The sequence below is a fragment of the Acinetobacter sp. ANC 4216 genome, from assembly GCF_004331195.1.
In the GTDB taxonomy this organism is placed as follows: Bacteria; Pseudomonadota; Gammaproteobacteria; order Pseudomonadales; family Moraxellaceae; genus Acinetobacter; species Acinetobacter kookii.
In genome coordinates this window covers 22766-47068 of record NZ_SJOC01000009.1, presented here as the reverse complement: position 1 = coordinate 47068, position 24303 = coordinate 22766, and the positions used below count along the sequence as shown (strand labels likewise).

General features: G+C 40.9%; 17 protein-coding genes. All 17 read left to right on the top strand.

The annotated features are described in order from the left end of the window. Positions 1-269: 269 nt before the first annotated feature. The 17 genes from E0H88_RS08705 (at position 270) to E0H88_RS08620 (ending at position 24300) form a co-directional block, all read left to right on the top strand. Complete coding sequence (locus E0H88_RS08705) at positions 270-2756, top strand: TonB-dependent receptor (protein WP_131273876.1); 2487 nt, start codon at positions 270-272, stop codon at positions 2754-2756. A gap of 76 nt (positions 2757-2832) precedes the next feature. Continuing rightward, positions 2833-4812, top strand: a complete 1980-nt coding sequence (locus tag E0H88_RS08700; RefSeq protein ID WP_131273875.1) for a phytase — start codon at positions 2833-2835, stop codon at positions 4810-4812. 105 nt (positions 4813-4917) lie between these two features. Continuing rightward, positions 4918-5616, top strand: a complete 699-nt coding sequence (gene tolQ, locus E0H88_RS08695; protein WP_131273874.1) for a protein TolQ — start codon at positions 4918-4920, stop codon at positions 5614-5616. Between the two features lie 12 nt (positions 5617-5628). Continuing rightward, complete coding sequence (gene tolR, locus E0H88_RS08690; RefSeq protein WP_086208627.1) at positions 5629-6075, top strand: protein TolR; 447 nt, start codon at positions 5629-5631, stop codon at positions 6073-6075. After that, on the top strand, positions 6072-6833 hold the full coding sequence (locus tag E0H88_RS08685; RefSeq protein WP_252152008.1) for an energy transducer TonB: 762 nt from the start codon (positions 6072-6074) through the stop codon (positions 6831-6833). Before tolR ends, E0H88_RS08685 begins: the two co-directional genes overlap by 4 nt. A 120-nt stretch (positions 6834-6953) precedes the next feature. Further along, positions 6954-7112, top strand: coding sequence for a transposase (locus E0H88_RS16270; RefSeq protein WP_163170403.1), 159 nt, complete (start codon positions 6954-6956; stop codon positions 7110-7112). A 293-nt stretch (positions 7113-7405) separates the two neighbouring features. Beyond that, positions 7406-7684, top strand: coding sequence for a hypothetical protein (locus E0H88_RS08670; protein ID WP_131273872.1), 279 nt, complete (start codon positions 7406-7408; stop codon positions 7682-7684). A gap of 22 nt (positions 7685-7706) precedes the next feature. Next, positions 7707-8738: a DUF932 domain-containing protein gene (locus E0H88_RS08665; RefSeq protein ID WP_131273871.1), complete on the top strand. Its 1032-nt coding sequence runs from the start codon at positions 7707-7709 to the stop codon at positions 8736-8738. 174 nt (positions 8739-8912) lie between these two features. Further along, positions 8913-9971: a YqaJ viral recombinase family nuclease gene (locus E0H88_RS08660; RefSeq protein WP_131273870.1), complete on the top strand. Its 1059-nt coding sequence runs from the start codon at positions 8913-8915 to the stop codon at positions 9969-9971. A gap of 195 nt (positions 9972-10166) precedes the next feature. After that, positions 10167-11066: a recombination directionality factor gene (locus tag E0H88_RS08655; protein ID WP_131273869.1), complete on the top strand. Its 900-nt coding sequence runs from the start codon at positions 10167-10169 to the stop codon at positions 11064-11066. A gap of 297 nt (positions 11067-11363) precedes the next feature. Continuing rightward, the gene (locus tag E0H88_RS08650; RefSeq protein ID WP_131273868.1) at positions 11364-14096 is read left to right on the top strand and encodes a class I SAM-dependent DNA methyltransferase; all 2733 of its coding nucleotides are present in this window, start codon (positions 11364-11366) and stop codon (positions 14094-14096) included. After that, positions 14089-15357 (top strand): restriction endonuclease subunit S, encoded by a 1269-nt coding sequence (locus E0H88_RS08645; RefSeq protein ID WP_131273867.1) that lies wholly within the window; start codon positions 14089-14091, stop codon positions 15355-15357. The genes E0H88_RS08650 and E0H88_RS08645 overlap by 8 nt, the downstream gene beginning before the upstream one ends. Further along, entirely contained in the window at positions 15350-18610 is a 3261-nt protein-coding gene (locus E0H88_RS08640) for a type I restriction endonuclease subunit R (RefSeq protein ID WP_131273866.1), read from the top strand. Before E0H88_RS08645 ends, E0H88_RS08640 begins: the two co-directional genes overlap by 8 nt. A 2-nt stretch (positions 18611-18612) precedes the next feature. After that, a complete protein-coding gene (locus tag E0H88_RS08635) occupies positions 18613-19320 on the top strand; it encodes a M48 family metallopeptidase (RefSeq protein ID WP_131273865.1) in 708 nt (235 codons plus the stop codon). 157 nt (positions 19321-19477) lie between these two features. Next, complete coding sequence (locus E0H88_RS08630) at positions 19478-21121, top strand: McrB family protein (protein WP_131273864.1); 1644 nt, start codon at positions 19478-19480, stop codon at positions 21119-21121. 1 nt (position 21122) lies between these two features. Further along, a complete protein-coding gene (locus tag E0H88_RS08625) occupies positions 21123-22550 on the top strand; it encodes a 5-methylcytosine restriction system specificity protein McrC (protein WP_131273863.1) in 1428 nt (475 codons plus the stop codon). Between the two features lie 160 nt (positions 22551-22710). Then, positions 22711-24300, top strand: a complete 1590-nt coding sequence (locus E0H88_RS08620) for a peptide chain release factor 3 (protein WP_131273862.1) — start codon at positions 22711-22713, stop codon at positions 24298-24300. Positions 24301-24303 lie beyond the last annotated feature (3 nt).

Below are 24303 nucleotides of genomic sequence, written 5' to 3'. Positions count from 1 at the left end.
TTGATGGCAATGGCTAGGGTCAAAATAGATCAGGGTATTTTTGATTTTTGAGAATAAAAATGCTGAAAAACCCTATCTTTGAGGTGAATATGCATCATTCTGTATGCTCAGTATTTTCTCTATACAGATCAAATTAGCTCATTTTTTGCTGAAAAAGGCCAAAAACAAATAAAAAGGGCAGATCGTAAAAGGCACTGTCACATCATGTTCACATTCAATTTCTATTGTGCGTTCAAACCATGCCACTTTGGCTTGAGGGGAAGAACATAATGCAAAATAATCAGAGCCGTTTCATGAAACATAAGCGTGCGGGTTTTCAGCTCAGCACACTGGTCCTGTCAATGCTGAGCATGACGCATCTACATGCCGAAGATAACACGGTGGAATATGTACAGGTCATTGGTCAAGCTGCAAGTATGGATAAAGCACTCAAAGAACAAAAACGTGCCGACCAAATCAGCAGTGTGGTACATGCCGATGGCATTGGACAATTACCCGATGACAATGCCGCAGAAGCGTTGCAACGGATACCAGGTGTATCTACAGAGCGTGACCAAGGCGAAGGACGTTTTGTTTCCGTTCGTGGTTTAGGCGCTGACTTAAATGCAGTAACCATCAATGGTACTTTGGTTCCCGCGCCTGAAAGCGATCGCCGTGGCGTAGCATTGGATGTCTTACCTTCAGAGCTAGTACAGTCATTGGCTGTGGTGAAAACGCTGACACCAGACATGGATGCCAACTCATTAGGCGGTACGGTGCAAGTCGAAAGTTTATCGGCCTTTGACCATGACGGTTTGTTTTATACGGGAACGGTTGAAGGTGGTTATGATGAAAAACGGGAAAAATATAGCCCTAAAGCATCGGGTGCCATCAGTAACCGTTTCAGTGTTGGTGAGGGGCAAGACAACCTTGGGGTAGCGCTGGCACTGAGCTATCAAAACCGAAAATTTGGCTCGGACAATGTTGAAACGGGTGGGGCTTGGGATGGCGACGTACTTGAAGAAACCGCAATGCGCCAATATGACATCGAGCGTGAGCGCATTGGTGCGGGGCTGAATTTTGATTACCGCCCCAATGATACAGGCGAATACTATTTAAGAACGTTATATAGCCGCTTTAAAGATACTGAATCGCGTCAAGAAGTTTCAATTGAATTTACCGATCCGCAAACTGCAGGGCAAAGTGGAGATGCCGAAGTCACTCGCTCATTAAAAAGCCGTGTTGAAACACAAGAAATTCAGTCCTTTGTTTTAGGGGGCAAGCAAGGTTTCGGTACTTGGACGGTGGAAGGTCAACTCGGTTATAGCGAAGCATCGGAGGAAAATCCAGGTGGTATTTCGGGGGCGAAATATAAAGCTGAGTTTAGCAATGTTGGCTTTAGCAGTACCCAAAAGCCAGTTGTAACAGCAGATCAAGACTTTTATGATGCTGCCAACTATGAGCTAGATTCAGTGTCGTGGGAAAAGTCTAAAACCACCGATAAAGAATACAACGGTAAATTAGACTTTTTAAAAGACTATATGTTGGGGAATTATGCTGCTGCATTGAAGTTCGGGGGCAAAATCAGTCAACGTGAGAAAACCAATAATACTGATGAGTGGAAATATAAAAACCTCAGCACATCAAGTTCAGATTTCAATTCAAACAGCCATTATGAACTGGGTCAGTTTGGTCCAACCATTAATAAAAACGCTATTAAAGATAAAATCAGTGGATTAAATCCAAATGATTATGTGATTGCTGACGGTTCGATCATTAATGATTTTAAGTCGAATGAAGACATACACGCGGCTTATGTCATGAATACGATAGATATTGATCAACTGCGTGTGATTGCAGGATTACGTTATGAAAATACCAACTTTGAAGCACGTGGTTTTGAGTTCAATGATGATGTGATTACTGCGACTAAATATGAAAATGACTATGATCATTGGTTGCCGAGTTTACATTTTCGTTATCAATTGGCCGATAACGCTTACCTCCGTGCCGCTTGGACCAATAGTGTGGTCCGTCCAAACTTTGCGCAAAGTGCACCAGGTGTCTATATCGATGGTGATGAAGCTGAGTTTGGTAACCCAATGTTAAAGCCTTTAGAGTCTTCTAACTTTGATTTGGGGGTAGAAAAGTATTTTGGCAAAGCCAGTATGGTGGGTTTCTACGCATTTTATAAAGATATTGATAACTTTATTTATAACACCAATATTGCAGGAACAGGGCAATGGGCTGACTTTGATGAAGCTATTACCTATAAAAATGGTAACGAAGCAAAACTGTACGGGATGGAGTTTGCCTACTCACAAAAGTTTGACCATCTAGGAGCGCCTTGGAATGGTTTCTTGCTGGGCTTTAATACGACCTTTAGTAAGTCAGAAGCAGATATTGATTCGATGAAAGATGGTGAACTTTTGAGTCGTCGTATTCATTTGCCAAATCAGTCGGATGTGGTGGCGAATGCGATGCTTGGTTGGGAAAATGAACGTTTTGGTGTACGACTTTCAGCAAATTATAAATCGAGTTATCTGTATGAACTTGGTGACATTGATACGCCTGAAAAAGATATTTATACCGATGACCAAATCTTCCTTGATTTTAGTAGTCATGTGAACTTATCTAAAAACTTACAGCTCAAGTTTGATGTACAAAACATCACCGATGAGCATTATTACAACTATGCAGGTTCTAAGGCTTATAACGCGCAATATGAAGAATATGGCCCAGCTTACAAACTGGCACTGACTTATACCCATTTTTAAGTCGAATTACATTTAGTACTCAGGTTTGCTCAACAGAGGTAGACCTGAAGTTCCTTGCCCAATTTTGAGTATCTCTATGAAATTTTCATCTTTTAAATGGTCTGCTTTAAGCAGTTGCTTGCTGTTATTGAGCGCATGCAGTCAGCACAGTGTGCCCCAAGCTCCGCAAAATAGCCAGTCGTTAAGCTCGGCTGAAATACCAATAGATCAGCCTATGGCAGCGAAGTTGCAATTACGTGAAGTCGACATGAATGGGGCAAAAACTGAGGATGTGCAATGGTTAAGCTTGAGTGCATGGCCTGAAGTTGCCGCACTGTTGAGCAGTAAAAATAAAGGGCTACAAATCTTAGATGATCAACAAAATGTACTACATCAAATTCAAGGTCAGTTTGGGCGTTTTGATTATCGGATTGGTTCGGATCGTTTATTGATTGCTGCGTCAAATTTGCAACAACAGCAAATTCAACTGATGAGCATGAACTTAAAAAATAAAGCATGGGACAACCCCAGCTTTATTCCAAAGCGTTCATTTAAGTCTGAAGATGTTTGTTTATATACCGATGCTCAAGGGCTGAGTTTTGCTTTTTTAGTAGGCGAAGAGGGGCTTGGTGAGCAATGGTTGGTGGCTCAGCATGAGAAGGCTTTGGTTCAACCACAGTTGGTACGCCGTCTCAGTTTTCCACCTGCTAGTAGTGTATGCAAAGTGAATGATGCCACAGCAGAGCTGTTTATTAATGAAGCGAATGTTGGCGTTTGGGCATATCCAGCTCATTCTGAAGCAGACATGGTGCGTCAGGCGGTGGATCTTGTGCAACCCTTTGGTTCGATTCAAAGTTCACCTTCTGCAATTGCGATTGTAGATGATCATGTCGCTGTACTCGATGCAGAAAAACCTTTGCTTTATCGTTATCAAAAGCAAGATAAGCAATGGAAAGCACAGCCGCCTTTACAACTAGACACGGTGAAAGAAGCAGAGACTTTGAGTGTTCAAGGTAATTTAACTGATAAATCCTTGCTGATTTTAGATGATAAAACCGTGAAAGTGACAGATGTGGAATGGGAAACTCACCCCCAGATCAAAGCCCAAAATATCATCACTATTCCAGCAGAAGTGCAGACGGAGGGTGTGCCAAGTACAGGTGACGCGGCTGATGATCCTGCGATTTGGCATAACGCTGCACAGCCGAGTCAGTCCCGTATTTTAGCGACAGATAAACAAGGTGGTCTACAGGTTAACGACTTACAGGGCAAAACTGTGCAGTACTTGCCAGTAGGGCGATTGAATAATGTCGATGTACGCCACGGTTTTAAATGGGGCAATCAGACAGTCGATTTGGCGGTGGCATCGAACCGAGATCATAACAGCCTGCATCTCTTTGCGATTCAACCCAAAACGGCCAAGGTTTCTGTGCTTGGCGAGTTAGCAACCACATTGGATGATATTTATGGCATTTGCATGTACCGCGACGCTCAAGGGGAAATCTATGCCATTCCCAACGATAAAAACGGGACTTTTGTTCAATACCACATCACGGCTGCACAGCAAAAATTACGGGCTGAAGAAGTACAACGTTTTTCAGTTAAAACCCAACCGGAAGGCTGTGTCGTAGACGATGCCACAGGGCGTATTTTCTTGGGTGAAGAAGATGTCGCGGTGTGGGTAAAAGATCTCAACCGAAAAACTCAGCTTCCTATGCAGCAGGTGATTGGTGTAGGAGAGGTGATGCATGATGACATTGAGGGCATGGGACTTTATCACGGCAAAAACCAAAGTTATTTGGTGGTTTCAAGCCAAGGCAATGACAGCTTTGTGGTACTTGATGCCGCTTCACCTTACACGGTTCGTGGCGCATTTCGTATCGGCATCAATACCGACAAAGGCATTGACGCTGTGTCTGAAACAGATGGACTAGATGTGAGTTCCCTAAATTTTGGTGGCAAATGGAAGCGAGGCATGTTGGTGGTGCAAGACGGACGTAAACGTATGCCTGAAACCAATCAGAACTTTAAATATGTGCCTTGGGAAAAAATCGCTCAAGCCCTGCATTTGGACTAAATAGCGCTTTAGTACCTGAGTGAGTACATGGGCTGCTAAAGAATCACAGCCCATTTTAAAAATATATATGTACTGCACCATGCAGTAAAAAAATTGGAGTGCGTTATGCAAGCAACGATGGATCAAATGTCAGTTTGGATGTTGATTAGCCATGCCAGTGTGTTGGTAAAAGTAGTGATGTTAATTTTGGTTTTATCCTCAGTCGTAAGTTGGTATTTAATCGTGCGTCACGGCATGTTACTTCGTGGACAAGAGCAGCTTTGGAACCGCTTTTTAAAGAATTTTAGACAGCTAAAAGATCTCAATCTTTTACAGCAAGATTACCAACAGCCTGAACAACAAAAAGGCGTTGTCAGCATTTTTCAACATGGGGTGGATGAATACCATCAATTGATCAAAGATGAGCAACTCACCACAAGTGATGTGATTGATGGGGTAGAACGTCGTTTACTCAGTAGCATCAGTGAAGAAGAAGAAAAGCTTCAGCAGAATCTGACCTTTCTCGCAACAGTTGGTTCAGTCAGCCCGTATATAGGCTTATTTGGAACGGTCTGGGGCATTATGAATGCGTTTATTGGACTGTCTGCCGTTGAACAGGCAACCCTCAATACAGTTGCACCCGGGATTGCAGAAGCGCTGATTGCGACAGCCATTGGTTTATTTGCCGCTATTCCTGCGGTTGTGGCGTATAACCGTTTTTCGGCACGTGCTGACAAGCTTTCCAGTCGTTATTACGGTTTTGCCAATGAGTTGCAAACGCGTATTTATCGTTTGTTGAGGCACACTGAGCGCACTTCGCGTTAAGGAGCAAGAACCATGATTAAGCGTCCTCAAAAATTAAAACCCAATGCTGAAATGAATGTGGTTCCTTATATTGATGTCATGTTGGTGTTGTTGGTAATTTTTATGGTGACTGCACCAATGTTGACGCAAGGCATTCAAATTGATTTGCCTAAAGTGGATGCCAATGTCATGCCCGCGTCACAACAGCAGCGTATTGTAACCTTATCTATTCAAGCCAATGGCCAGTATTACTGGAATATTGGATCAGAAGTGAATACCGAGAAAGTTACGGATCAGGCCATCGATTTAGCCACTATGCAACAAAAGCTCGTTCCGATTATTCAAAAAGATAAAAGCTTACAGTTTTATGTACGTGCCGATCAGGATGCTGATTATCAACTGGTTGCACAGGCCATAGCATCCTTGCAAAAAAGTGGGGTAACGAACTTGGGGCTAGTGACAGAGGAACCACAATCATGATGACAACCGTTTCCAAAATTAGGTTTCGTGATCAAGGCCTAGCACTTTCGGTCACGGCTGGATTGCATATTGCGCTAATTGCATGGTTATGTACGGTTGAGATGCATGAAACATTGGAGGAACCCAAGCCGAAAACCATTCAATTAAAATTTGTGCAAATACCCCCTCCAGCCAAACAACAACCTGAACCTAAAAAGCCTGAGCCGATAGTCGAAGAAAAACCCTTACATGAGCCTGTCAAGAAACAGCTTGAGAAACCTACTGAAGTCCAACCGAAAACCACCAAGAAGTTTGTAGAGTCACAGAGCAACAAAATTGTACCTACAGCGGCTAAACCGACACAGCAAGTCGTGACGGAAAAGCAAACGGCAGTAGCGGAATCTCAGAAAACAGTAGATACGCAGTCTCAAGCGGATATACCAACTCAGACGAAGACCCAGAAATCAGTAGAAACTAAAGCACAAACTCATCCTGAATCATTTGATGTTAAAAATTATCAACCTGTTACAAAAATAGCACCAGCCTATCCTGAACAAGCTTTGGATCGTAAGCTGGAGGGGGATTGTACGGTGGTGTATAGCGTGAACGAAAAAGGACGGGTAGAAAATCCAAAGGCACAAGGCGACTGCCATCCGATGTTTGTACGACCTTCGATTCAGGCTGCTCTCACTTTTAAATATCAGCCTCGTCTCGTCGATGGCAAACCGACCAGTGTGTCGAATGTTAAAAATACCTTCCAATATCGTATTGAAAGTTAATCTTATTCCGTGGGTGCCATAAATTCTCCTTTAAGCTCTTTTCATTTCTATATTTTTCAATTGCCCGTACTCTTCTTGCCGATAATATTTAGTAGTAAATTCAATATACTATACGATTACATGGTTATTACTGCTCAAAAAAACAGTAAAAATATCATAGAAGCTATCTTATGGAGGCTATGTACGGGTGCGACATGGCATGATATTCCTCAAGAGCTCTGTCCTTTGCAAACTGCTTACAATCGATTTCATCACAGGCAAGTTAAGATACTTTTTTAACTGTCATGATTCTGAGCAGATCCAAGAATACACGGAATTGGGTATTTTAGGTGTTGGTCGAATCTACAGAAATAATTCTAGTGAAGTAGAAAAAATGGTTAATGCTGTGCGCTATTTAGTACGGCCTGAAAAAGATGCGCAACATCTGCGTGTGAAATGCAAAGCCAAGATGCGTACATTTCAATGAGTTGAAAATAATCTCAGATATACATTATCTAGATGAAAACGAGGTTTTAAATACTTTGCAAGGCTTGCCAATCGGTGAGCCTTTGTCATTTCTAGAGGTATATATTATGAGTTTAAATTGTCCTTATTGTTTTTCGGATCAGGTTATTCAAGTGGTTAATCAGCAGGTGAGTGGATCTGATTCTACAGGTCTAGCCGCATCTGCATCGTTCGCAACTATCGGTGCAACCATTTCAAAGGGTTTACCTTTGCCTGTATCACCACTGCTTGGCGGGCTTGCAGGTGCAGTCATTGGTGGCCTATTCAGTAGTGTGTTTGATGAGCCTAAAAAGCCGATCACGCTGACCTATTATCACTGCAATCACTGTCAGCAGAATTTTCGTTGAATTAGCATAGGAGATAAGAACGATGGCACATCAAATCGAACAAATCGCCTATGTTGGCGAAACCCCTTGGCATGGTCTCGGTAATCAGCTGAGTCCGAATCAACCACTGGAAGTCTGGGCACAGCAAGCTGGAATGGATTGGCGGATTGAATCCTCGAATGTCAGCTATATGGCACAGAATGAACGTGGCCAAAGCATCATCATGCCATTTGAAGAGCAGCGTGTCTTGTATCGTTCAGATACCCATGCACCTTTATCTGTGGTCAGTCAGCGTTATCAGGAAGTTCAGCCTAAAGAGATTCTGGAGTTTTATCGGGATCTGACTGAACAATCAGGCTTTGAGCTAGAAACTGCGGGGGTGCTGAAAGGTGGGAAGAAGTTCTGGGCATTAGCGCGTACAGGTCAAAGTACCGCGTTAAAGGCTAAGGATGTTAGTAATGGTTATATCCTGCTGGCTACTGCGTGTGATGGCACCTTGGCAACGACAGCACAGTTCACCAGTATTCGGGTGGTCTGTAACAACACGTTAGCCATTGCTCTACGTGGACAGAGCAGTAGTGCTGGTGTAGTGAAAGTTCCACATAGCACCAAGTTTGATGCAGAGAAAGTGAAACAGCAATTAGGTATTTCAGTTCGTGCCTGGGATGAGCACATGTATGAGATGAAACAGCTCACACAGCGTAAGGTGAGTCAGCAGGAAGCCAAAGCCTACTTTGATGCCGTGTTCAATAACAGCACCATGTCAATTTCCGATCCTGAAGAAAACATCATTCAGTTCTATCGTAATGTCGCGCATCAAGCTCAGGAGAAAAAGCCTGAACCAAATGGTCGTGCCATGAATAAAGCTTTGGACATGTTCAATGGTCAAGGTCGTGGTGCTGAATTGTCATCAGCTAAAGACACTGCTTATGGCTTACTGTGTTCGATCACTGAATTTGTGGATCATGAACGACGTGCCATGAGTTCAGATCACCGTCTTGATTCAGCCTGGTTCGGTGCAGGTGCAGGTGTGAAGCAACGAGGATTGGAGCAAGCACTTGCTTTGATCGCCTGAAATTAACTGACTCACTTATGTCGAAATCAAGTCACCCCAAACAAATGCTCATCAGAGCACTCATGTAACCCCCTCAATTAAAACAGCAAACAAATCGCCATACCCGACCTCGTGTCGGGTATGGCTTTTTTATGCATTTCTTTTACATAGATCAGAATTTATAAGGATAATTCCATGAATCAAATTGTATCTATTTCCCATCAGCCTACGACTGTAGGATCAAAGATCGTAGTCAATCCAACTATCACCACCAAACGCTCAACAGCAGCCAAACGACTGGTCAATACCAAAGGAATGGAATATCAGGATTGGCTCGAAGTTCGTAAACAAGGTATCGGTAGCAGTGATGCCGCGACTGCCTGTGGTCTTAATCCCTACATGTCGATGCTGGAACTCTGGCTGATCAAAACCGGACGACAGGCTCAATCCATAGAAGATGAAAGCTCAGGTGTAGCACCGCTGTATTGGGGTAAGCAATTGGAAGCTTTAGTGGCTGAGTTCTATAGCATGCACACCCATAACAAGGTGCGACGAATTAATGCAGTACTTCAGCATCCTGATCCCGATAAACACTTTATGCTAGCCAATCTGGATTACAGCGTAGTTGGCAGCGATGAAGTCCAAATTTTGGAATGCAAAACAGCAGGTGAGCATGGAGCAAAATTGTGGCGTGATGGTGTGCCTTTATACGTGCTGTGTCAGGTACAACATCAACTGGCGGTGACTGGTAAACAGGCAGCGCATGTTTGTGTCTTGATCTGTGGGCATGAAACCAAGATCTTCAAAGTGACACGATCAGAATCCGTGATTGAACATATTGTTCAAGCAGAACGATATTTCTGGGAATGCGTGGAAAAGGATACACCACCATCCGTGGATGCAAGTGAATCCGCAGCTAAAGCGATTCAACAACTCTATCCAGCGCATGTACCTTTAACGGTAGAGGATCTGTCTCAGAATCCAAATGCCAATTTGATGTTCGACCAGCTCATCAAAATGAAGGAAGAGATTCAGCATCAGCAGCAACGCTTTGACCAACTTAAACATGAAATTCAGATGATGATGCAAGACAAGGAAAGGGCTGTCTTTACTCATGGCTCAGTAGTCTGGAAGAAAGCCAAGGATTCTATCAGTCTCAATACCAAGGCATTGCTTCAGCACCAGCCTGAACTCATCGAGCTTTATCCACTTCAAAAGCAAGGCAGTCGTCGATTTAACATCTATACCGACTAAGCCCTATCTGCAGCACAAAATCAAAAATTCACAAAAATCGCTCCCCGCTCTCTACCCTTCGGTAGAGAGCAAATCGGTCGCGATCTCTGTAGCACTTTATCTGGCTCTACATTCTTTGGGTAACTTATTTGGTCCTTGTTCTGACCTACATAGATAGACCCAAATTTGTAACGTAATACATTAAGGAATATCAACATGATTAAAGGTTTAGCAATTACTCCTCCAATCTTGGGACGGATCAGTATCGGTCGTATGATCGAAAAGAATGGCAAGCGATTGCCTGAAAAAGATGATCAATTCACTATTACTTCCCAGATTCAAAGCAAAGAGGGATGGGTGAGGCATCCACTGGATGAACAGCTTCGAGCGAATACTCCCAATCAAAAGTTGCGCTCAATCCCTGTTCGCATGATTTTCAATGATCCTGATCTGAACTTAAGAGCAGAGTACAGCCTGTTTGATCGACAGACTGGCCGACCCGTCTGTGTCGGTGATGGTCAAATCTGTCAGCGTTTAACGAATCAGGGTGTAGAACAGCATCCGTGTCCTTCACCGGATTTATGTCCATTGGCTCAAGGAGGGAATTGCAAGCCGTACGGGCGTTTGCATGTGAATTTAGATGAATCGGATGAGTTTGGCACCTTCATCTTTAGAACTACAGGCTTTAATAGTATTCGGACTTTGGCAGCTCGACTGAGTTATTACCATGCGGCCTCAAATGGCTTGTTGTCATGTCTACCCTTGCAATTGATATTGCGGGGCAAGAGTACGACACAGAGTTATCGTCAGCCGGTGTATTACGTGGATCTAACGTTAAGGGAAGGGATTAGCTTGAATGAAGCCATTATGCAAGCGAAGCAAATTGATGAGCAGAGTAAGCAGGCAGGGTTTTATCAGGAGGCTCTAGACTTTATCGCAAGGAAGGGTTTTGCCAATGCACGGTTTGAAACGGATATAGAGGAAGGGTTAGAGGTGCTGGAGGAATTCTATAATGGTGAGAGCGATTCAGTTAATGATTCATCGCAACTAGACAGAAGTGATGAGGTGATCTCGATTAAACAAGGTTTACGACAAAGCGTTAAAGCACTTGGTTAAATACAAATAGCTAGTCAAATTAAAAAAGGAAGGGTTTTACTCTTCTTTTTTTCTAGGTAATGGTCTTAATCTATCTTGGATCAAGGCACCTAACCAATCATTTTCGGGTCGATTTTGCTTGAAATAGGAATAATGCTGTTGGCTGTAATTTACAGCATATTGGATGGTGCGATATAAGAGTTGATCCTGTAAACTTTGTGCGAAATTGGTGGGTGAAATTACGAATATCTTAAGTCTATTTTTGATATTCAAGTACTGAGCATCAGTCCCCTAACAGCTAGAAAATTTGGAATCTCTATGACCTATAAACTGACCTTATCACGTTTAGAAAGCTTACTCATGAAAGCCTGTGATGGTTTGCGTGGCAGTATGGATGCCAGTGAATATAAAGAATACATTTTTGGTATGTTGTTTTTGAAGCGTGCCAGTGATTTATTTGATCAGCGTCAAGCAGAATTAAAGAAAAAATACCAAGATCAGGGAATGACAGAAGAAGATATTCAAATTGAATTGAATGACCCTGATAACTATTCAGGCAAATACTTTTTTGTGCCAGAGCGTGCACGATGGAATCAAGGTTGGACAGAAGTCGTTATTAAGGATGGTGTTACGAATACGATTCATCATCCAGCACTTAAACATGTTAAAGAAAATGTAGGCACAACATTAAACAAAGCACTGGAAGCTATTGAAGATGCGAATCCTGATGCCTTACAAGACGTTCTGAAAGGTATCAACTTTAACCGTAAAATTGGCACACGTATGCTTGATGACGATACGCTTGCTGACTTTGTATTGAGTTTTGAGTCTATTCCCCTAAAAGATGAAGACTTTGAGTTTCCTGATTTGCTTGGTGCAGCATACGAATGGCTCATTAAATACTTTGCTGATTCTGCGGGTAAAAAAGCAGGAGAATTTTATACGCCTGCGGAAGTTGTGAGAATCTGTGTCGAAATCTGTGATCCTAAAGAAGGGATGAGCGTTTATGATCCAACTTGTGGTTCGGGTGGTATGCTTATTCAAACCCGTGACTATTTGCGTGAACATGGCGAGAATGTTGACGAAATCTCGCTAAATGGGCAAGAGAAAATCGGCACGACGTGGTCGATTTGTAAAATGAATATGCTTTTACATGGCATTTCTCATGCGGATATTCGTCAGGAAGATACACTTAAAGAACCCCAACATTTGGGTGAAGATAACGAGCTTAAGCGATTTGACCGTATATTAGCTAACCCTCCATTCAGCCAAAATTACAGTAAAAAAGATCTGAAGCGCCCAGAGCGTTTCCCCGTATGGATGCCAGAAAAAGGTAAAAAAGCAGACTTAATGTTTGTGCAACACATGTTGGCCGTACTTAAGCATGATGGTCGTTTGGCATCAGTAATGCCACACGGTGTATTGTTCCGTGGAGGTGAGGAAAAAGAAGCACGTAAATACTTTATTGAGCACGGTTATCTTGAAGCCGTTATTGGGCTACCAAGTAATCTGTTTTATGGTACAGGTATTCCTGCATGTATTTTAGTCATGAATAAACAGGGTGCTACAACACGCGATCATGTTTTGTTTATTAATGCTGATCGTGAATACCGTGAAGGTAAAGCACAGAATCATTTACGTCCTGAGGACGTTGATAAAATCATACATGCTTATCGTTCAGGTAAGGATATTCCTGCTTATGCGCGTAATGTTCCTAAGTCGGAAATAGTTGCAGAAGAATATAATTGCAATATCCGTCGTTATGTAGATAACGCACCGCCACCGGAACCACAAGATGTACGTGCACATTTACATGGTGGCGTGCCGATTGTAGAAGTCGATAGTCTTGCTCATTTTTGGTTAAATTATCCACAGTTACGTGAAGATTGCTTTGTAGAGCGAGATGAGTTGTATGTTGATATCGCGCCAGTGATTGGTGATAAACAGGATATTGCTGATTTTGTAGAAACTCATCAAGCTGTCACAACACGTCAAGAACAATTTATGCAACAGCTTGAAGTTTGGTGGAAGAACAATTTACCGATTGTTGAAGCATTGGCTCCTGACCCAGAAAATCAGCATGAGTGTTCTGGTAATGTCTATTTAATGCGCAGTACTTTACTTTCAAGTATTGCTGAAGAATTCGCAGAGCAAAAATTACTTACTCCATCACAAGTACGAGGTGCATTTGCTAACTATGTGGATATATTGAAAGCAGATTTTAAATCGATTGCAGCGAGCGGTTGGGGGGCTGAATTAATTCCAGATCAGGATATTCTGAAAAGTCAGTATCCTGAGTTGTTGGATGAGTTGGCACAAACACAAGTACGTTTGGCTGAGCTACAAGCACTATTTGCTGCAGTGGATGAAGAGGATTTTGAAGATACTGAAGATACGGGAATTTTACCGAGTGAAGATGTTAAAAACAAAAAAGAGGACCTTAAAAATGTAACAGCTGATTGGAAGGAAGCCCTTAAATCAGTTAAAAGCTTGGCAACACACATATTTACAGAACTTAAAGTTGCAAATTTGTTACCTAAGAAGACATTGAAAGGTTTTTATTGTGCCGAAGGCTTTACACAACAAAACCCTGAGTTTGAAAATGGCAATCGTATCTTAGAGCTAGCATCAAGTGTTAATTATCAGTCTGAGTTTACCGTTGCACTTGTGGAAAAAATGATCCAAGGGAAGCTGGCTTTAGAGCAGTCTCAAGTTCTTACTCAAAGTTTAGAACGTCATAAAGTATTAGAAAATGAGGTGAAAGAGCTTAAATCAACGATTAAGACGATTGAAGATAAGCATAATGAACTAGTTGAAAGTGCGCGTGCGAAGATCAATAAGGATGAAGCGAGAAAAGTGATTGTTGAGCGTTTACGTCGTGTGTTAATGAGTACTTATTTTGCATATTTACGTGCGGATCAGCGAGAGTGTATTAAGGCGATTGAGAATTTGTGGGAAAAGTATGCGGTAACAGCTAAGGCAATTGAGACTGAGCGTGATGAGGCATCTCGGCAGTTGCAGGCGTTTTTGCAGGAGCTAGGTTATGAATAATTGGCATGCACGGAGGCTTGATTCTTATATAAATGCTGGAGACATTACGTTGGGTCGTGGTGAAGTCATCTCAAAAGATGATATCGAGTCTTATCCAGGGCCTTATCCCATTTATTCATCTTCAGCTCATAATAATGGCAAGTTTGGTGAGTATGGATATTACCTATTTGATGAAGAGCTCGTAACCTGGTCAGTCGATGGTGGGGGAAACCTTTTCTATAGACCTAAGCATAAATATTCTGTAACGAACGTTTGTGGTTTTATGCGTATTAATAACAATAATTTAGACGCAAAGTTTATTTATTACACTCTCTCAAACCAGCATCGGTATTTAACTTTTGACTACACCACTAAAGCACATCCTAGTGTAATAAAAAAGCTGTATTGGTTACCTGAAATTAGTTTCGAAAAACAGCTAAAAATAGCTAAGATACTCCAAACAATAGACCAATCTATTGAAAGAACTAAAGTACTGATTAAGAAATATCGGCAAATTAAAACTGGACTAATGCATGACTTGTTTACACGTGGCATTACTGCTGATGGTAAGCTTCGTCCGACAAAAGAACAAGCACCCCAGCTTTATAAAGAGACATCAATAGGTTGGATCCCAAAGGATTGGGATTTATCGGTTTTATCAACAAAAGCTTGTACAGGCATACCTCATATACGAACAGGGCCTTTTGGCTCTGCACTAAAAGGTGAGCACTGGGTAAATGAAGGACATCCTGTTATTACGATTGGAGCATTAGGTGAAGGTAAGTTTATCATCTCTGAACTTTTATATATCGGGGATGATGATGCGAGGAGACTTTCTGATTTCAAATTGAAAAATGGAGATGTTGTATTTTCTAGAGTAGCGGATGTTGGACGCTCAGTTGTAATTGAAGAAGATCAAGTCGATTGGATAATGTCTTCAAATTTGATGAGAATATCGTTAGATAGAGCCCAAGTATTGCCAAAATTCTTACAATATCAGCTTGCAGCCGATATACCAGTTAAAAAGCAAATTCGTTGTAAAGTTAATGCTGGTGGGAGAGATGTGGCCAATAGTGACATTCTCAATAGTTTACTTTTTGTGTGGCCAAGTCCAGATGAGCAGGCGAATATAGTGAGGAAAGCCAACTCAATTGATACTCGTATTAATAATGAGCTTTGTGTGGTTCAAAAATTATATCAACAAAAAATGGGCCTAATGAATGACTTACTCACGGGCAAAGTACCAGTGAAAATTGATGAAACTGAGGTGCCTGATGTCTGAATACACAGAAGTTGAACAGCCATTTTTACAACAGCTGGCTGGACTGCATTGGCAGACAATTGACCAAGGTGAAGACATACCACAAGATCCAACCAAAAGTTTGCGCCAAAACTTTCGTCAACTTTTATTGCCAGATGTGTTTAATGTTGCTGTCTCAAAGATAAATACCACATCAGATGGACAAGAGTGGTTGACGACGAAACAATTACTAGATCTGCAAGAACAAATTGCACGTCAACCTAAGCGTACTTTGTTGGAAGCAAATGAAGCGATTCAAAAACTTCTGTTTAAAGCGCAGGTTGATGTCAATAACATCACGGGTGAGCAAGATCCCGTCGTTAAACTTATTGACTTTGCAAATCCAGAAAATAATACCTTTCACGCAATTAACCAATTCCGTATTGATACACCTGGGAATGTTAAGCAATTTATCATTCCTGATATTGTCTTGTTTGTGAATGGTATTCCACTCATTGTGGTTGAATGTAAGAAGGGTGGTCCTAACTGCGCTAATCCAATGTCAGAGGCTTTTGAGCAACTGCAACGTTACATGAATAAGCGCAAAGCAACGCATCAACAAGGGCTCAAAGAAGGCGAGCCAAAGCTCTTTCATACTTCTATGATGCTAATTCGTAGCTGTGGACTTGAAGCTGACTATGGAACAATCACTTCAGGAATTGAGCATTTCTTTCCTTGGAAAACCCAATGGCCAAATGATGACGCTACAGCTGTAGATATGAATCAGCAAGAGCAACTTATTAATGGGATGCTGAACAAAGCCAACTTGCTGAATATATTACGGACTTCAACTATCTTTATGGATACTGATGGTGGGCCGAGAATCAAAGTCGTTTGTCGTTATCAACAGTTTAGAGCTGCAAATAAGATTATAGAACGGTTACGAACTGGTAAAACGGTAGAAGATAAAAGTGGTGTCGTTTGGCACACTCAAGGTTCAGGTAAAAGTTTAACGATGGTTTTTGTTGCGCGTATGTTGCGTGCATCTAAAGATCTGAACGATTATAAAATACTGCTGATTAACGACCGTATTGACCTTGAAGACCAATTGGCTGAAACAGCAAAATTGATTGGTGGCCGAGTTCATACAATCGACAGCTCTGCTGATTTGCGCCAAACATTGGCAACTGATAGTTCTGATATCAATATGGTGATGGTACATAAGTTTCAATTACGGGATCAAAGTCTGCCATTGAATGTAGCTGCTGCCCTAGGAACTTATCAATCTTTGCCTGCTAGCGAAACTTTTGGTGTTGTAAATGCTTCTTCACGTATCATCTTAATGATTGATGAGGCGCATCGAACTCAGGGTTCTGATTTAGGTGACAATATCTTTGAGGCCTTTCCTAATGCTGCCCGTATTGCTTTTACAGGAACTCCACTCATAGCTGATCGCCATGGTGAAAAGAAGACGTATAAGCGTTTTGGTGGATACATCGATAAATATCGACTGATGGATGCTGTGAATGATGGTGCTACACTTCAAATCCTGTATGAAGGGCGAACAGCGAACTCAGCCCTGAATGACAAGAATGGATTTGAAACTCAATTTGAAAACTTGTTTAAAGAACGTAGTGAACAAGAATTACTAGCGATCAAAAAGAAGTATGGTGCAACAGGTGATATCTTAGAAGCTGAGCAGCGTATTAAAGCAATTGCAAAAGATATGGTCTCGCACTATATCGATCAGATCTTGCCAAATGGGTTTAAAGCACAGGTGGTATGCCATTCTAAGCTTGCAGCTGTACGCTATCAAGCCGCTATTACTGCAGAATTGGAAACGAGAGTACAGGCACTAAAATCTGAGTCTGAGCCAAATCTTGAACAGATCAAAAAAATTAGTTTTCTTAAAGCAGCAGTGGTAATTTCTGGTGATGGGACCAATGAGGCTGCCTATGTTACTGAAGCGCGTAAACAAGCGAAAGCATGGAATGCTGTCGGAAACTTCTGTAAATCATTCGCATGGGATGACCCAGATAAGTCTTATACGGGTATCGCTTTTTTAATTGTCTGCGACATGTTGCTGACGGGCTTTGATGCTCCGATTGAGCAAGTGATGTACATTGATAAAAAGATTCGTGAACATACTTTATTGCAAGCGATAGCGCGAACTAACCGTGTGAAAAAAGGTAAAAATCGTGGTTATATCGTTGACTATATAGGTTTAACAGAAAACCTAACGGATGCTTTAACACTATATGCTGCTACTGATGAAAAACAGGAGTTAGCACAGGGCTTAAAAAGTATCGCATCAGAAATGCCAGTACTAGAGGAGCGTTATCAACGTTTGTTGCAACTCTTTACGAATCACAAGGTCAAAAAAATTAAAGATTTTGTAGAAGGTAAACAGACTACGATCGAGGCTGATGCAGCTATTGTTCACGAGGCAGTCACACTATTGCAAGATGAAAAGATACGTGCCGACTTTGATGTGTACTTGAAGAAATTCTTAAAAAGTATGGATATCATATTACCAAATGCTGTTGCCCAACCATACCGAATCCCTGCTAAACGCTTTGGTTATATTTTGAGTGTCACTAAAGAGCGGTACAAGGATTCTAGCCTAAGCTTAGGTGATGCTGGCGAGAAAGTGAAAGATCTCATCAATGATCATTTGATCAGCTTAGGAATTAATCCAACTGTTGCACCTATAGAGTTGCTTGCAGAAGATTTTATTGAAAAATTGAACACGCATGCTGCAGGTAATGCTCAAGCTAAAGCGAGTGAAATGGAGCATGCGATACGTAAGCATTGCACGGTGCATCATGATGAAGACCCAGCTTTTTATAAAAGTTTATCTGCAAAAGTAGAAAACCTAATCGAGCTACATCAAAATCAATGGGAAAAGCTTGCTGAAGAGCTTGAGAAGATACGCAATGATGCATTACAAGGACGTAAAGTAGCCGAAGATGGTATGAGTAAAGAGGCTACAACGTTTTATGAACATATTGCTAATGAAGCCTTTCCAAATGGTGAAGTGCCAACTGATGCAAGAGCAAAAATGAAAGTTCTAATGGAAGCTATAGTTGAAACACTCCAGGACAGTATCGGCAGTATTGATTTTTGGAAAAATCAGAATAAGCAAAAGCAAACACGTAGTGAGATTAAAACGGCTTTAACTTTAACAGGCATTAGTGAGTTGAAAAATAACCGTGAGCGTGTTGCTATAGAAATTATGAAACTTGCCAAAAACCGTCACGATACTTTGATTAATGGTATCCATAAAGGTAAATGATCATGAATGCTAGACGAGTCAGAGATATTGACTATCATTTATTGCAAGGAACAAATCGCAGTACAACGGATATTGTAATTGAGCGGAATGGTTCAATTGTGGTCCATCCACCTATGGGATATACGCCTGAACAAGTGGATGCCGTAGTTGAAAGTAAGCGAATGTGGATCTATCGAAACCTCGCTGAATGGCGTGATTTAAATACTACTGCTGTTGTCCGTGAATGGGTAAATGGTGAGACATTCTTGTATTTAGGACGAGCTTATAGGTTATCTTTGGTTTCAGAGCAAGACTGTGATTTAAAGTTAAAAGAAGGTCGATTTTGCTTAAACCGTAATCTAATTGATAACGGTGGTGTAGATGCGGGGCATAAAGCATTTGAAGCCTATTATTCAAATAAAGGATTGGATCGAATTAGCGAACGTGTGAAGTATTTTGCAGCTAAAGTTGGGGTTCAGCCTAGATCTGTAAAAATAAAGGATATGGGGTATCGTTGGGCAAGTTGTAGTAAAAACAAAGATCTGACGTTCCATTGGAAGTGTATGATGGCTCCTCTGAAAATAATTGACTATATTATTGTTCATGAGCTATGCCATATTCATCATTTGAATCATTCTGATGCTTTTTGGAATGAAGTCGACAAAATTCTACCTGACTACCTTGGCCGTAAAGAATGGCTTAGAAAGAATGGAGCGAGTTTAGATTTATAGTTAATGAGTAGCTTGATGTGAGCAGTAGTCCAATTCTATAGCATGCTCTTTTAAGTATGCAGTTTAAAAATATAGCCACTCGATCATGAGTGGCTATATTTTTTATATAATGAATATATTGAGTTAGAAATAAAAAATTTAGAGTGCAGGATAAAAGATGTCAATCAGATTAAAAAATATTTATAAGCTTTTAATAGAAAATAGAAAGCATGAGGTTCAAGGGTGGAATAAAGCATATAAAAATTTTTATAGTAAGGTCGAAAAAATTCGTGAAAGAATAAAAAGTGGAGAGGGCTTATCAAATCATGATGAGAGTTTTTTACGTGAGCTTCTTTATAACTTAGATAATGGAATTGCTTCTCGTGGGCAATCAGTTTTGAGTAATCAAAACTTTATAGATTTTATAAAAAACAGACAATTTTTATCAGATCTAGAAAGCTTGATTGTTAATCCTAATTTTGAAACTTATCAAGTTTTTAAAAAGACTTGGTCTGACCAAGGTAAATCGAATAATCCAGTACTCATAAATCGAGTTGTTGCGGCATGCACACTTGACGTTTCTACAACGGTAGACTCAGGTAAATTTAATCAAGTTTTCAACTGGTTAATGCGTGAAAAAATTATTCCAATTTATCCAGATAGTGAAGCTCAAGATTGGTTTTCAAAAAATCAATTTTTGATGAAAATTTTGAAACAGGTATTCAGTGAAGAGATTCAGAATCAAGAAACAGACGAATTTTATTTAAGTCAGTTTGTTTGGGAGCTTTATGAAAACTTATCAAATCCATTTAGTTTAAAAAAACAAATTATCAAATATGGTGCTCCTGGTACTGGTAAGACTTTTCAAGCTCGTCAGCAAACTTCGCTTTTATTTGATATTTGGAAAGAAGAGTTTGCTCCTAATGCTGATTTTACTCATCAGGGTCAGATTGAGTTAGTGCAATTCCATCCATCTTTCAGCTATGAAGATTTTATTGAAGGATTGCGTCCTATTTTGGATAAGAACGATCAAGCCCAATTAACATTACAGAATGGGATTTTTAAAGAATTTTGTTTAAAGGCTGGTAAATGGGAAGTCGAAGTATTTAATTTGCATCTTAAGAAAGAATGGGACCAGATTAAGATCATTGATTTAGTTCCCTATAAAGAGCAACTCAGTGGCTTACATTGGGATTACATCTTTGAAATAGAGGATCAAAATAAGTTAGTTTCTGATGCTATCCCTCCATTCTTTTTTATTATTGATGAAATTAACCGTGCTGAATTGTCTCATGTTTTTGGCGAGTTAATGTACTGCCTGGAATATCGTGGTGTTAGGGGATGTGTTAAAACACAATATGCTAACTTGAATACGAATAAAACAGGGATGCTGGAATTAGGCCAGGCTTATCAATTTTTCATTCCTACCAATATATATTTAATTGGCACAATGAATACTATTGATAGAAGTGTGGAAAGTTTTGACTTTGCTCTTCGTCGTAGGTTCTCTTGGCAAGAAGTGAGTCCAGATATAAGCTTGTTGAAATTCTATCTTTCAGAGCATTGTGCTAAATGGATTGAACTAGCCACTAGTCTTGAGAAGCTTAATGAAAAGATAGAAGAACAAGCTTTGCTCGGTCACGAGTATCAGATTGGGCATGCTTATTTGATGAATTTGAAATACCCGAAAAGTTTAAGTTTAACTGAGTTAAAAGCTTCGATTTGGGAGGATAGTATCAGACCGTTATTGCAAGAATATTTACGTGGTACAGGTGAAGAAGCAGAGTTGATTAGATCCTTTAGCAAATCTTTTGGGGTCTAATGTGTGGTTCTTTGATGTTATTAAAAATGGAACTCTAGTCGATAATCAAACTTTTACAGTTCAAGATGGAATCTTGCACAACCAAAGACTAGATGCACCAATTAAACTAAATAAAAGGGCGAATGGACAAAGGTACTATCCTCACAATGATGACCAGGCAGTGTGGGCGTTTATTAACAGGGTATCTACAGACATTAATGATGCCTTAATGACGCGTAGTGCTGATACATTGGTTCTGTTTAATGACAGTGAATATGAGCACAATACGGATGATACTTTATTAAGAGTTAGCGGTGTTAATGTAGCTAATTTTACTCTTACCACAGGAAATCTTATTGGCTTTATAAAACAGGGGAAATATTCACTGAAGATTAGTTCCCGATTCGGAGATAATTTTTTAAGGTTTATTATTGCTGATGCTGACGGTTTTCTTGAGTTAGAGAATTTGGGTGGACAAATTAATGGGGATGGTTATGAATGGCTCCTCGCATATCTTTGGAATATTAAATTTAAGCGGGCATATCGCTTAGGACTTCCTAAAACGTATATAACAAAGAATGAGAAGTTAGGGCGAGTGCGTGGGAAGATAGATGTTGTTGATTATTTTAATAATAAGACATTAGGGAAAAACTTATGTAGTTATAGAGAGCATAGCTACGAAAACCCAGCAGCTTCACTTTTCCTTGCTACTTACGAAATGATAGAACATTACTCATTTTGTCAGCATACGAGAAATATCTATAACGCATTTCTTATTGCTAACAAGGGAGTAAAAAGGACAAGGAAGGAGATTTTGCGAACGCAATATTTCACGAACCCATTTTATAATGATTACAACGTTCTTATCGATTTGTCTAAGAAAATCATAAACCAAAAAAGTTCTGACTTCAGTTCACATGAAGCATCAAGCTCATTTCTATTTGATGTATCTATGCTTTTTGAATATTTCATTCGTAAGTTAATAAAAAGAGCTGGAATAATTCTGCGTAGTAAATATGCGCAAAATCATCAAATATCAGCAGGGGTCAATAATGGATATAGGCGGAAAATTGAGCCAGATCTTGTGCTAGAAAGTGCTGAAGGTCTTTGTATATTTGATGTTAAATATAAAAATTTCGATAGTAGATTTGGTGTAGGTCGTGAAGATCTATTTCAGCTGCATACTTACATAGGTCAATACGCTAATGAGGCGAAAATCAAAGGATGTGGCTTTATATATCCAATATCAGAGAAAAGATGGGCATCACTTCATTTAGACAGTACTAATGGAGTAATTTCTACTATTATAAAACAACATGGCGTGGATATTCCTTTTCATGTTGTATTCTTTAAAATTACTGAATGTGATTTAGAATTTAATCTGTCGATGAGGAATGAGTGTTTAGATTTTTGTACACGCTTAAAAGAAAAAATTATAGAAATGGTTTAACTTACTTTCAGTAACAGGATCTAGATTCTTCAATAGACAAGACTTGAATATAGCGAGTTTAAATCTGCTACAATTGCGCCAATTTTAAGTTATCACTTCACTGGCTTGATACACATTTATAAGTGTGTACAAAACTGTGTACATATTGAAGATTTTTCCTATGTTTAAAGATCAATTGGCTAGAGAAGTAGCGGCTCGCAGAACTTTTGCTATTATTTCCCACCCCGATGCCGGTAAAACCACCATGACAGAAAAACTGCTGTTATGGGGGCAGGCGATTCAGGTTGCAGGTATGGTGAAAAGCCGTAAATCGGACCGTGCAGCCACTTCTGACTGGATGGAAATGGAAAAAGAGCGTGGGATTTCGATCACCACCTCGGTGATGCAGTTCCCGTTCAAAGACAAGATGATCAACCTGCTGGACACCCCGGGGCATGAAGACTTCTCGGAAGATACCTACCGTACCCTGACCGCGGTGGACTCTGCCTTGATGGTGATTGACGGTGCGAAAGGTGTCGAGGAACGGACCATTAAATTGATGGACGTGTGTCGTATGCGTGATACCCCCATCATCTCTTTCGTCAACAAAATGGACCGTGAAATCCGTGAGCCTTTAGAGCTGCTGGATGAGATTGAAAACGTCCTGAAAATCAAATGTGTACCATTAACCTGGCCACTGGGTACCGGTCGCGATTTTGCCGGTGTTTATAATCTTCTGGAAGAAAAATTCTACGTTTATAAAGCCGGTTTTGGTTCAGTGATTACCGATATTGAAGTGCGTGATGGCTATGACCATGCCGACCTGCGTGAAAAAGTCGGTGAACTGGCTTGGGCGGCATTTGAAGAATCGCTGGAACTGGTCCAAATGGCCAATGAGCCACTGGACCATGCAGCATTCCTGGCAGGCCGTCAAACTCCGGTCTTGTTCGGTACGGCGCTGGGGAACTTTGGTGTAGACCATGTACTGGATGCTTTCAGCAACTATGCACCTGAACCTAAAGCACATCCGACCCAAGATCGTAAAGTAGATGCCACTGAAGAAGGTTTTACCGGTTTTGTCTTCAAGATTCAGGCTAATATGGACCCGAAACACCGTGACCGTATTGCCTTCATGCGCATCTGTTCAGGCAAGTATGAAAAAGGCATGAAAATGAAGCACGTGCGTATTGATAAAGACGTGCGCATCAGTGATGCCTTGACCTTCCTGGCCGGTGACCGTCAGCACCTGGAAGAAGCATGGCCAGGCGATATTATCGGTCTGCATAACCACGGCACCATCCAGATTGGAGATACCTTTACTTCAGGTGAAAAACTGCAGTTTACCGGTATTCCACACTTTGCTCCGGAAATGTTCCGCCGTGTTCGCCTGAAAGATCCATTGAAGTCGAAACAGCTGCAAAAAGGCCTGAAAGAGCTGTCTGAGGAAGGTGCAACCCAGGTCTTCATGCCGCAAAACAGCAATGACTTAATCGTTGGTGCGGTGGGTGTACTTCAGTTCGAAGTGGTGGCATACCGTCTGAAAGAAGAGTATAAAGTGGACTGCATCTATGAACCGGTCAGCATCAATACGGTACGTTGGGTGTCTTGTGAGGATGAGAAAAAATTCAATGAATTCAAGAAAAAAGCCCATGACCAGCTGTCAGTGGATGGGGGCGGTCATTTGACTTATCTGGCCCCAAGCCGGGTGAATTTGCAGTTGATGCAGGAACGTTATCCGGATATCCAGTTCCGCGCCACTCGCGAACACTAAAAT